The 12,050-nt window shown below is 68.9% G+C and carries 6 protein-coding genes; 4 read left to right on the top strand and 2 right to left on the bottom strand.

Going from position 1 to position 12,050, the window contains the following annotated elements:
• The first annotated feature begins 22 nt into the window (after positions 1-22).
• A complete protein-coding gene (locus JHC79_RS05390; RefSeq protein ID WP_296389089.1) occupies positions 23-6,127 on the top strand; it encodes a non-ribosomal peptide synthetase in 6,105 nt (2,034 codons plus the stop codon).
• An 85-nt stretch (positions 6,128-6,212) separates the two neighbouring features.
• Here JHC79_RS05390 and JHC79_RS05385 read toward each other — a convergent pair whose 3' ends face one another.
• Complete coding sequence (locus JHC79_RS05385) at positions 6,213-7,202, bottom strand: ABC transporter substrate-binding protein (protein ID WP_296389088.1); 990 nt, start codon at positions 7,200-7,202, stop codon at positions 6,213-6,215.
• A 226-nt stretch (positions 7,203-7,428) separates the two neighbouring features.
• Between JHC79_RS05385 and panD the strand changes: the two genes are divergently transcribed.
• Both panD and JHC79_RS05375 read left to right on the top strand, forming a co-directional pair.
• A complete protein-coding gene (gene panD / locus JHC79_RS05380) occupies positions 7,429-7,836 on the top strand; it encodes an aspartate 1-decarboxylase (RefSeq protein ID WP_296389086.1) in 408 nt (135 codons plus the stop codon).
• Positions 7,837-7,862: 26 nt separating this feature from the next.
• Positions 7,863-9,146, top strand: coding sequence for a SidA/IucD/PvdA family monooxygenase (locus JHC79_RS05375; RefSeq protein ID WP_296389085.1), 1,284 nt, complete (start codon positions 7,863-7,865; stop codon positions 9,144-9,146).
• 4 nt (positions 9,147-9,150) lie between these two features.
• On the opposite strand, the gene JHC79_RS05370 is transcribed toward JHC79_RS05375, so the two are convergent.
• Positions 9,151-11,001, bottom strand: coding sequence for a glycosyltransferase (locus JHC79_RS05370; RefSeq protein WP_366782312.1), 1,851 nt, complete (start codon positions 10,999-11,001; stop codon positions 9,151-9,153).
• 32 nt (positions 11,002-11,033) lie between these two features.
• On the opposite strand from JHC79_RS05370, the gene JHC79_RS05365 reads away from it, so the two are divergent.
• Complete coding sequence (locus JHC79_RS05365; RefSeq protein ID WP_296389083.1) at positions 11,034-11,915, top strand: polysaccharide deacetylase family protein; 882 nt, start codon at positions 11,034-11,036, stop codon at positions 11,913-11,915.
• Positions 11,916-12,050: the final 135 nt, after the last annotated feature.

Genomic DNA, 12,050 nt, shown 5'->3' with positions numbered 1-12,050 from the left:
CGCGCTGTTCGACAGCCTCTACGTGCTGCAGAACTTCCTCGGCGACGACACGTTCACCGATCTCGAACGGGCGCAGGGGATCACCGGCGTCGAAGCGGTCGACGCCACCCACTACCCGCTCACCTGGGTGGCCATGCCCGGCCGTCGCCTCTGGCTGAAACTCGAGTACCGCCCCGACGTGCTCGACGCCACCGAGGCCCACGGTCTGCTCGACGAACTGCGGGCCATCCTGCTCGCCGCGTCGCACGACGTCGATCGCGGTGTCACCGCGCTCACCGCACCGACCGATGGGGCGCGCGCCGAGATCGCGGGGCGCACCGTCGACATCGACGACGTGACCATCGCCGAGATGCTCGCCGAACAGGCGCAGCGGACTCCCGATGCACCGGCACTGACCCAGGGCGACGAGCACATCGATTACCGCGAACTCGCCGAGCGGGTCAACCGCACCGCCCGACTGTTGCTGGACCACGGCGCGGGCCCCGAACAGATCATCGGCCTCGCATTGCCGCGGTCGGTCGACATGGTCGTCGGTCTGTTCGCGGTGCTGTCGGTGGGCGCGGCCTATCTGCCGCTCGACCTGTCGGCACCCGACGAGCGCATCGCCGATCTCGTCGGCGATGCGACGCCGCTGCTCGTCCTCGTCACCGAGGACACCCGGTCACGGATCGACGGTGCGGCAACCGTCGCCATCTCCGAGGCCACCGACCACGCCGCTGACCCGCTCGGCGCCGCGGAACTCGGCTCATTCGCGCCCGGGAACGATCTGCGCCTCGATCACCCCGCCTACGTCATCTACACCTCCGGATCCACCGGCAAGCCCAAGGGCGTGGTGACCGGGTACCGCGGCCTGACCAACATGCAGATCAACCACCGCGCCGAGATCTTTGCGCCGGTCATCGCGGCCGCGAACGGCCCGGACAACACCGCCGCCGGTGGCGCGACACTCACCATCGCGCACACGGTCTCGTTCGCGTTCGACATGAGCTGGGAGGAACTGCTCTGGCTCGTCGAGGGCCACCACGTGCACATCTGCGACGAGGACCTGCGGCGCGACTCGGTCGCGCTGGTCGCCTACTGCCGCGACCACGGTGTCGACGTCATCAACGTCACCCCCACCTACGCCACCCAGCTCCTCGAACAGGGACTGCTGGAGGGGGCCGGCCGCCCGAAGCTGGTCCTGCTCGGCGGCGAGGCGGTGTCGGACAGCCTGTGGACCGCGCTGCGGGACACCCCGGATCTGTTGGGCTACAACCTCTACGGGCCCACCGAGTACACCATCAACACGCTCGGCGTCGGGACGGACGACTCGGATCGGTCGGCGGTGGGCAGCCCCATCACCAACACCACCTGCTCCATCCTGGACGGGTGGATGCGACCGGTCCCCGACGGCGTCAGCGGCGAGTTGTACATCCGCGGAGCCGGTCTCGCCCGGTGCTACCTGGCGCAACCCCGACTCACCGCGGCCGCCTTCGTCGCCGACATCACGGGCACCGGTGAGCGGATGTACCGCACCGGCGACCTCGTCCGCCGGCGCCCGGACGGTCTCATCGACTACCTCGGCCGCACCGACGACCAGGTGAAGATCCGTGGCCACCGCGTCGAACCCGGTGAGGTGACCGCGGTGATGTTGACGCTGCCCGGTGTGACCGGCGGATCGGTGATCGCGGCCGCTGACGACTCCGGGACGAAGCGGCTCGTCGCCTACGTGATCGGCGACGGAACGCACCCCGAGGACGACCTCCTCGCCCACGTACGTGCCGGCCTCGCGGCGACCCTGCCCGGTTATCTCGTCCCGTCGGCGTACGCGGTCGTCGACGCGCTGCCGTTGACCATCAACGGCAAGCTCGACGTCGCATCGCTGCCGGAACCGGAGGTCATCTCCACCCGGTCGCGCGCCGCCGCCGACGACACCGAGCGTGCGCTGTGCGAACTGTTCGCAGTGGCCGTCGACGTGGCGGACGTGGGCGTGCAGGACGACTTCTTCGCCCTCGGCGGTCACTCGCTGCTGGCCACCCGCCTGCTCGGCCTGATCAACGACCGCTTCGGCTCGGCGCTGCGGGTGCGCGACCTGTTCGACGCCCCGTCGCCGGAGGCGTTGTCCCGGCGTATCTCTGCGCCCGACTCGGATGCTGCGGACAGCGCGCGGCCACTCGTCCCGCGCACCGACACCGGACCGGCGCCGCTGGCACCACCGCAGCAACAGCTGTTCGTGATGTCGCGGATCGACCCGACATCGACGTCGTACCTGTATCCGCTGGCGGTCCGCGTGCACGGGCACCTCGACGCCGACGCGCTGCGCGCCGCACTGCTCGCGGTCGTCGACAGGCACGAACCGCTGCGCACCCGATACGTCGAGCGTGACGGACACGTCGTCGCCGAGGTTCTCGATGCGCCGGTGGTCGACGCGGAACTCGTGTTCGAGGTCGAGCAGGTGGACGAGTCCGCCCTCGACGACGTCATCGCGGCGGAGCTGTCCCGACCCATCGACCCCACCGTCGACCTGCCGATCCGAGTGACTCTGCTCGAGATCGGGAACGACTCGGTGGTGCTGTTGTGCCTGCATCACCTGGTGGCCGACGAGTGGTCCGACGCGGTCCTGCTCGGCGATCTCGACCGTGCCTACCGAGCGGCCGCGGATCCCACCGGCGCGAATTCCGCTGCGGCACTCGACGACATCGAGGTCACCTACGGTGACTACGCGCAGTGGGCCCGTGAACGGCTCGGCGACCCGGCAGACGAGTCGAGCGCGCACTCCACCCAGATCGATTACTGGCGAACGCAACTGGCCGATCTCCCACCCGAGGTCACCGTCGCTGCTGACCTCACTTCAACGCACCCCGGCCGTGCGGACGAGGTGTCCAGACGTGTCGACGCCGCGACCGCCGAGCGGTTGCGGTCGGTGGCCGGGGGTGCCGGAGCGACGGTGTTCATGGCGCTGCACGCGGCGCTCGCGGTCACACTGCGGCGGTTCGGCGTCGGTGACGATGTCGTCATCGGCAGTCCGCAGTCCGGGCGTACCGAGGCCGCGCTGGCCGACCTCGTCGGGTTCTTCGCCAACACCGTCGTCCTGCGGACCGATCTGTCCGGCCGACCCACGTTCGACGAGTTGCTGACCCGAGTGCGCACAGTCGATCTCGCGGCCCTCGACCATTCCGACGTGCCGTTCGCCGACGTGGTCGGAGCGCTCAACCCGGTCCGATCGCCGGGCCGCAACCCGCTGTTCGCGGTGATGCTCGGATACTTCCGCAGGCAGGCCGACGGAGGCGAATCCGGCGAGAACGGATCCGACGGGGCGACCGAGATGTTCGGTCTCGCCACCGGCGATGTCGACGTCACGCCCGCGCAGGCCAAGGTCGACCTCAACGTGACCTGCATCGACCACGGTCCCGGGGGACAGATCGAGGTGGTCGTCGAATACGACTCGTCGCGCTACCTCGAGGCGACGATGCGTGAACTCACCGACTGCCTGACCCGGGTGATCGACACCGCCGCAATCAGTCCGGACCTCGGAGTCGCCGACCTCGGTGTGACGCCGTCGGCGCCCGTCCCGGTCGAACCGGTCGCGACGCCCACCCGCTGGTACGCCGAACTCGACGACCACGCGGCCCGCAGCCCGCGCACGCCGGCCGTTCTCGCCGGGGGAGCGAGCGTGTCCTACGGTGCGCTCGCCGAACGCAGCCGGGTCATCGCCGCGCGACTGGCGCAGGCCGGGGTCGGGACGGAGACAGTCGTCGCGCTCGCCATCGACCGCACCCCCGATCTCGTGGCCGCGATGGCCGCCGTGCACCGACTGCACGCGGCGTACCTGCCGTTGGACCTGACGCTGCCCACCGACCGGTTGGCCTACATCGTCGACGACGCCGCCCCGGTGCTCGTGCTCACCGACGGGCACGCCGACCTCAGGTGGTCGTCGGCCCCGGTGCGGAGGGTGGACGACGACGACTGGGCGTCCGTCGCGGACCCCGAGCCTGCCGCGACGCCCGAGTCGGCACCCGCACCGGACCTGGCCGCGTATCTGATCTACACGTCGGGTTCCACCGGCAAGCCCAAGGGCGTCACCATCACCCACCGGGCGTTGGACACCTTCCGGGCCGGGCTGGACCGGGCGTTCCCGATCGGGGCGGACGACGTCGTTCTCGCCGTCACCACGGTGTCGTTCGACATCGCGGTGCTCGAGCTGATCGTCCCGCTGACCGTCGGCGCCGCCGTCGTGCTGGCCGATGCGTCACAGGCCGCTGATCCCGGGCGGCTCGGCGAGTTGATCGCATCGCACGACGTGACCGTCGCGCAGGCCACCCCGTCGCTGTGGGCGATGGTGACCCGACACCGCGACCCCGACGGCCGGGCCACCGACCTCTCCGGGGTCCGCGTCGCCGTCGGCGGCGAGGCGTTGCCATCCGACCTGGCAGGCGAACTGGTGCGGCGGGCCGCGCAGGTGAGCAACATGTACGGGCCCACCGAGGTCACGGTCTGGGCCACGTCGGCACCGATCGACGCGGAGTCGGCCGTCCGGCCGCCGATCGGATCGCCGTGGCACACCGTGACCGGACACGTGCTCGACTCCGACCTGCGCCCCGTGCCGGTGGGTGTCACCGGTGAGCTGTATCTGGCCGGCGCGCAGGTGGCCCGGGGCTACCACGACCGTTTCGGCCTGACGTCAGAGCGGTTTGTCGCCGACCCGTTCGCCGCCGACGGCACGCGGATGTACCGCACCGGTGACGTGGTCCGGGCTCGTCGCGACGGCATCCTCGAATATCGGGGCCGGTCGGATCACCAGGTCAAGATCCGCGGTCACCGGATCGAGCCCGACGAGGTCGCCGCGGCGATTCGGCGGATCGAAGGGGTCACCGACGCCGTGGTCGTCGCCGACGACCACCCAGGAGTCGGGCTGCGCCTCGTCGGCTACGCGGTCGGTACCGGTCTCGTCGAGAGCGCACTGCGCACCCGGCTGGGGTCGTCGCTGCCCGGGCACATGGTCCCGGCGCGCATCGAGGTCCTCGACGCGTTGCCGCTGACCCCCAACGGCAAGGTCGACCGGAATGCGCTCCCGGCGCCGACGGATACGGTCGCCGATGGTGCCACCGCAGCCGACCTGACAGCCACCGAGCGAGCGGTTGCCGAGCTCTTCGGTCAGATCCTCGGCTCCCCGGCTGCCACCGACGAACACGCCGACTTCTTCGCCCTCGGTGGCCATTCGCTCCTGCTGGTCCGTCTCGCCGAGGCCGTCGGTGAGCGGTTCGGTCAGCGCATCGAGGTCCGAGAACTGTTCGGCCTCAGCACGGTCGGAGCGCTCGCCGCCCGGATCGACGATCCTGCGACCCGGTCCACCGGCGACGCCCTCGATCCGGTCATCCGGTGGGGGACCGACCCAGGGTCGACCGACGCAGGTGCGGCCCATGCGACGCCGGTCATCTGTCTGCCCCCGGCGAGCGGGATGTGCTGGGAGTACGCCGGACTGGCGCGGGCCCTTGGGCCGCGGGTCCCGGTGATCGGGCTGCAGTCGAGGTCGCTGACCGACGCGTCGGTGATCGGGCGACCGTTCGACGAGGTCGTCGCCGACTACTGCGACCGCGTCGACGAGCTCGGTGTCGGCACCCGTATCGCCCTGGTGGGCTGGTCATTCGGCGGTGTCGTCGCCGTCGCCCTCGTCGACACCCTCCGACGCCGCGGGTACACCGTCGAACCGCTGATCGTGCTCGACGCGTACCGGCCCGATGGCGTTGTGCAGGACGATCACCACCTCGCAACGCTGCTGCGTGAGCTCGGGATCGCCGTGCCCGCCGACGAACCGGTCACGATGCACACCGCCGTACGTCTGCTGGCCGACCACGACGACTTCCTCGCCTCGCTCGGTGCCGATGCCGTTCGCTCGGTGATCGACACCTATCTCGACAGCGACCGGATCATCGCCGAAGCAGCGCAGGCGTATTCGATCTCCGATCCCGTCGCCGGGCCGGTGACGTTCCTGCAGTCGACGGTCCTCGAGGACGGGTTCGACGGGAGTTCGGCATCGGGGTGGCGGTCGGCGGTGCCCACCCTCGAGGTGATCGACGTCGACGTCCCGCACTCGCAGATGCTCACCGCGCCCGCCGTCGAGATCATCGTCGGGCTGCTCGGACGCTGACACACAAGCGCTGGGAACACGAAGAGCGCCGGCCCATGGAATCGGGCCGGCGCTCTTTGCGTGCGTTCTGGTGGTGGTTACCGGGTCATGCGGTCGCGAGATCGGCGACCGGCTTGCCGGAGAGTGCGTTGCTCAGCTGCGGGACGACGACGTTGATCGCGTAGAGCAGCGCGTTGGGGCCGCTGTAGGACAGCGCACCGGCCAGCGGCGAGTCGAAGGTCGTGTACAGCGTCTTGTCGTCGCGCACCACGTCGAGGCGTGTGAACGCGGGCGAGGCGGCCATCTGCGACTTGGTCGCACCCTCGACGAACAGGACGTCGCGGTCGAGCAGCGACAGCTTCTCCTCCGAGACGTCACCCACGGTGTCCTGGGCGTTGAACCCGAGACCGTCGAACAGCGCGCGACGGGGATCGTTCTTCCCGATCAGGTAGTGACCACCGTTCTCCGGGCCGTAGTCGACGACGAGCGTCTTGCCCGCGAACTCCGGGTGCGCGGCCTTGGCCTCGTCGATCTTTGCCTTCACCTGGTCGACCAGGGCCTGCGCCTGCGGCTCCTTGCCCAGCGCCTTGCCGGTGGTGAGCAGCTGCACGTCCCAGGGGGTCTCCTCGTCCTTGTACTGACTGGACTGGATGACCGTCGGTGCGATCTTCGACAGTTGGTCGTAGGTCTTCTGATCGATGGTCTCGTAGATCGCGAAGATGACGTCGGGCTTGGCCTTGGCGATCTCCTCGAGGTTGATCGAATCGCCGGCCATCGACGGGACACCCTTGCCGCCGGTCGCCGCCTTGACCCACGGCAGCTCGTTGTAGGAATCGAAGAAGGCGCGCGTCTGGACCGGCACCACTCCGAGGGCGAGCGTGAAGTCCTGGTCGTTGTATCCGACCGTCACGACGCGCTTGGGGTCCTTGGGCACCTGGGTGGTGCCGAATTTGCCTTCGACCGCGATCGTGGACCCCGACGCCGCGGTGTCGTCATCGGAGCTGCCACAGGCGGCGAGAAGGCCCACGCCCAGCACGACGGCTGCGACGAGAGACAGGGCGCGGCGACCGCGCGCAGAGAACATGTTCATCGACATTGCGTTAGGGTAGCATTACCTCAGCTCGACGCCCGCTACCCGTCGGACGTACTGCTGTCGGCTGCATGGTCGACGAAAAGTACAGGTGCACAGTTGTTTTCGCGGCCATGAACGGCGTGGGATCGGTCACCACCTGGTTGTCGAGGCGATCTAAGTAGGTTAGCCTACGCTTTGTTACTCCGTCCGCCTACCGCGGACGGCCCCGAACAGAGCGGAGTGCCAATCGATGCGGCGAACAATGTTGGGTGGCAAGGTGCACCGTGCCACGGTGACCCAGGCCGACCTGCACTATGTCGGGTCGATCACGATCGACCACGATCTGATACGCGCGGCGGACATCCTCGACGGCGAGCAGGTCCAGGTCGTCGACATCACCAACGGTGCGCGGTTGTCCACCTACGTGATCGCCGGCGCGGCCGGATCGGGCGTCATCGGGATCAACGGTGCCGCAGCGCATCTCGTCGGACCAGGTGACCTCGTGATCATCATGTCGTTTCGCGAGGTCGAGGAATCCGAACTCGCCGGGCACGAGCCGCGCGTGGTGCACGTCGACTCCGACAACCGGATCGTCGCACTCGGCAACGATCCGTCGCAGCCGGTCCCCGGCGCGGTCGATCAGTGGGCGAGCGCCTGATGTCGATGGTGATGAACGCTCCATCCATGAACGACGCGACCGACCCGCTGTCCGGCGAGGAGAATGTGCTCGACGTGGTCGGCGTCGGCTTCGGCCCGTCGAACCTCGGCCTCGCGATCGCCATCGAGGAGTACAACGCGGTGCACCCGGACTCCCGCGCGATCTCGGCGCAGTTCGTGGAATCCCAGCAGCAATTCGGTTGGCACACCGGGATGTTGATCCCCGGCACCACCATGCAGATCTCCTTCCTGAAGGATCTGGCGACCCAGCGCAACGTGCGCAGCCGCTACAGCTTCCTGAACTACCTCACCGAGCGTGGTCGGCTGACCGAGTTCATCAACCACCAGACGTTCTTCCCCACACGTCTCGAGTTCCACGACTACCTGTCCTGGGCGGCGTCGACGGTGGAGGCGACCGTGCACTACGGCACCCGCGCGGTGGCCGTTCGTGACGAGGGCGATCACCTCGCGGTGGACGTCGTGAACGGGACCGACCGCACGACGCTGCATGCGCGATCGGTCGTCCTCGCCGGCGGTCTGCACGCGCAATTGCCCGACGGTGTCGACGAATCCGTGCGCCAGTTCCACAACCACCAGCTGTTGACCAGGCTCGCCGAGCTGCCGGAGCTCACCCACCGCAGGTTCGTCGTCGTCGGCGCGGGGCAGAGTGCTGCGGAGGTCGCCGATCACCTGCACGGCACCTATCCCGACGCCGAGGTGCACGGGGTCTTCGCCAAGTACGGGTACAGCCCGGCCGACGACAGCCCCTATGCCAACCGCGTTTTCGATCCGATCGCGGTCGACGACTTCTACGCCGCCGACGAGCCGGTGCGTCGGCGACTCCTCGATTACCACCGTTCGACCAACTACTCCTGCGTCGACCTGCCCCTCATCGAGGAGCTCTACACACGGGAGTACGCCGAGCGGGTCTCCGGGAAGCGGCGCCTGTTCTTCCACGGGGCGTCGGGTGTCAGCAATGCCGAGGAGACCGGCTCGGGCGTTCGCGTGACGGTGGAGCACCACCCGACCCGCACCACCGAGGTGCTCGACTGCGACGCGGTCATCTACGCGACCGGGTTCACCCCGATGCCGCTGGACGCGATCGTCGGCGACCTGGTCGCCGACGGACTGACCCCTGGGGTCGACCGCGACTACAGGCTGCAGACGACGCGCGAGATCCCGGGCGCGATCTACCTGCAGGGCGGTACCGAGCACACACACGGACTGACGTCGTCGCTGCTGTCGAACATCGCCGTGCGCAGCGGAGAGATCGTCGAGGCGATCGTGCGGGAGAACGCGCTGGCCCGCTGAGGGCTCAGATCCCGTACAGGCGTGCCCAGTTCTCGATGCTGGTCAGGTGCGGCATCGCCGACCGGTAGTCGTCGGCGACAGCGGGCGCCTCGCGTCGGAACCGCAGCGTGATCCGAACGAGGCGGTCGGACATCTCCCGGGCCAGCTCGCGCTGGTAGCGACGCTCGCGGCATCCGTGCTGGGAGGCGTCGGTGACGAAGACGTGGTCGAACTGTCCGACGTGCCACCATTTCGCGTCCTCGTAGGAGATCGCGACGGGGCCACCGATCAGACGTCCCCGTGCGTGGGCCAGTGCACGTTTGGCCAGCACGGCGTTCTCCCATCCGGGCTTCGGCGGCGGGGCCGCGCGCCGGATCGGGACCGAGGAGGGGACCGACGACATCGGGACCACGACGGTGTCGGCGAAACGGCGGCGTTCGGCGTTGATGTCGCGCAGTGCGGCGGCGCCTCCGTCGTCGAGGATCGTCGGCCCGGACAGGAAGTCCTCGAGCGCACGTAACTGGGTGTGCGCCAACCCGTACTGCATGCTGACGATGGACTGGCTGATGGCTCGACCCATCTCCTTGGCGACCGCGTCGGGGGCGAACCCGGGTTGCAATGCCGCGGTGATGAGGCCGTTGCGGGTGGCGAAGTAGTGCCCGAACCCGTCGACGTCCTTCCAGTAGAAGTCGGCGTGCCACACCCCGGCGCCGGGCAGCGTGATCGTCGGTACGCCCGCGCGGGCGGCGCGCAGACCGTATTCGACGTCGTCCCACTGGAAGAACAGCGGTAGCGGCATCCCGATCCGGGTGAGCACCTCGGCCGGGATGAGGCAGGTCCACCACCCGTTGTAGGTGGCCTCCACGCGCCGGTCGGGGATCTTCTTGAGCATGTTCTTGTTCTGCTGCACGAACTTGTCGTCGGTCACCCCTCGACGGAGGGTCACCAGGTCGACCTTCTCCGCGGAGGCGAGCAGGTAGGTCGGGTTGTGCAGGAACAGCATCTGCGCACCGACGATGGACGGGTTGCCCGTCATCGCGGCGAACGCGCCGAGACGCAGCACGGTCTCCGGTTCACACAGGATGTCGTCGTCCATGAGGATGACGTCGCCGTGCGGGGAGCGCTGCGCGGCCTCGTACAGGCCACGGCTGAAACCGCCTGCCCCACCGAGATTGGCCTGGCGCAGGTAGTGCAATTTGTCGCCGAGCTCGGGTCGGACCTGCTCGAACAGCGGGTGCCCCTCGACGGGGGAGTCGCCCTGGTCGACGACCCACACCGACTCCACGTCGGCGAGCGCGACCGGGTCCGACGCCAGGGCGGCGACCGTCTCGGCGCACTGCAGCACGCGGTTGTGGGTGCAGATGGCGATGGAGACCGGCCGCGGCGTGGCGGTCGTCTCGACCGACCATTCGACCCCGTCGATCCGCGCCGTGCCGTCCACGGCCTCGAACGCCGGCCAGAGGGCGCCGCCGTCGGCGAACGCGGCGAGTGGCGCGGTCATGGAGACCGTCTGGGTGCCGTGCACGTCGGTCGCGTCGACGATGCGGTGATGCCCGCCGATGTCGGATGCCATCACCACCACCCGGGCACGCGCCGAGGCCTCGACGCGAGCGGTGATCGTGACGGCGGTCGCGGTGGTCCACCGCTGCCAGTAGCTGGCGGGGAAGCGGCCGAAGAAGGTGTTCATGTCCGCGCGGGCACCGCGCTCGAGGCGTAGCTCCGAACGCGTACGCCCGGCGCTCCCGCGGTGCACCATCGCGTAGAGCGCCTCGTTGGCGACCGGTGTGGTGCCGGCGAACAGTCCGCGGGCGACGACGCGTCGATCCGGTCGGACCGCGGTCGACATGTCTGCGCTGGTCGTGTCGGGAGAAGTCACCGTGGCAGGGTATCGCGAGCATGATGGGTGTCATGGCGCTCCCGACACCCGGACGGTTCGTTCATTCGGCGATCACCTCGCGTCCGCCGTTCACATGGCCCGGCGGTGCCCGACTGGCCGTGTATGTCGCGGTCAACTGCGAGCACTTCGCCTACGACGACGGGTCCACCGGTCTCGGTTACACCCCCGGGATGGACCAGCCCGACACCTACAACTGGGGGTGGCGCGAATACGGCAATCGCGTCGGCGGGTTCCGCGTTGCGGAGACGTTGGAGCGGGTGGGTATCCGGCCGACGCTGCTGGTGAACACCGAGGTCTATGACCACGCGCCCGACCTCATCGCGGCGTTCCGGGCACTCGACGCCGACGTCGTCGCGCACGGCCGGACGAACTCGGTGCAGCCGAACCAGCTGGACCCCGAGGACGAGCGCCGAGCCATCGACGAGGTGTACCGCGCCATCGAACGTCACGAGGGCAGCGCGCCGCGGGGGTGGATGAGTCCGGGGGCGAACCCGAGTCGGGTCACCGAGGACCTGCTCGCCGAGCGCGGGTTCTCCTACACCCTGGACTGGCCGATCGACGATCAACCCGTCTGGCTGACGACCGATGGCGGGCCTCTGCTCAGCGTCCCGTATCCCCACGAGGTCAACGACCTGCCGGTGTTCGTCCACCACCACGGCACGGCAACGGAATTCGAGGCCATGATCGTCGACTCCTTCGACGAACTGAAGGAGAACTCCCAGCAGCAACCGGTGGTGCTGGCCATCTCGGTGCACACGTTCCTCACCGGCCAGCCCTACCGGCTGCGTCGGTTCCGGGCCGCGCTGGAACACATGACGGCCAATGCCGACGGTGTCTGGTTCACCACCGCCGGCGACATCGCCGAGCACTACCGCGGTCTGTTCCCCGCCTGACCATTCAGTTCTCGAAGTGCCGCGGGTAGGTGGTGAATTGTTCGCCGGTTGTGGTGTTGGTCCAGGTGATCGATCGGTCGTCGTGCATGATGGCTCGCCACAGTCCTGTGGTCTTGGCGTGGTGGTGCAGTCGGC

The organism is Williamsia sp., assembly GCF_016462415.1.
In the GTDB taxonomy this organism is placed as follows: domain Bacteria; phylum Actinomycetota; class Actinomycetes; order Mycobacteriales; family Mycobacteriaceae; genus Williamsia_A.
Note: the sequence above shows the minus strand (reverse complement) of the source record. Positions and strands in the feature narration are given on the sequence as shown.

Excerpts from the sequence above, each read along its gene's own strand:
- JHC79_RS05365 (WP_296389083.1), top strand. The coding sequence starts at position 11,034 with ATGGCGCTCCCGACACCCGGACGGTTCGTTCATTCGGCGATCACCTCG.
- JHC79_RS05375 (WP_296389085.1), top strand. The coding sequence starts at position 7,863 with ATGAACGACGCGACCGACCCGCTGTCCGGCGAGGAGAATGTGCTCGAC.
- panD (WP_296389086.1), top strand. The coding sequence starts at position 7,429 with ATGCGGCGAACAATGTTGGGTGGCAAGGTGCACCGTGCCACGGTGACC.
- JHC79_RS05385 (WP_296389088.1), bottom strand. The coding sequence starts at position 7,202 with ATGTCGATGAACATGTTCTCTGCGCGCGGTCGCCGCGCCCTGTCTCTC.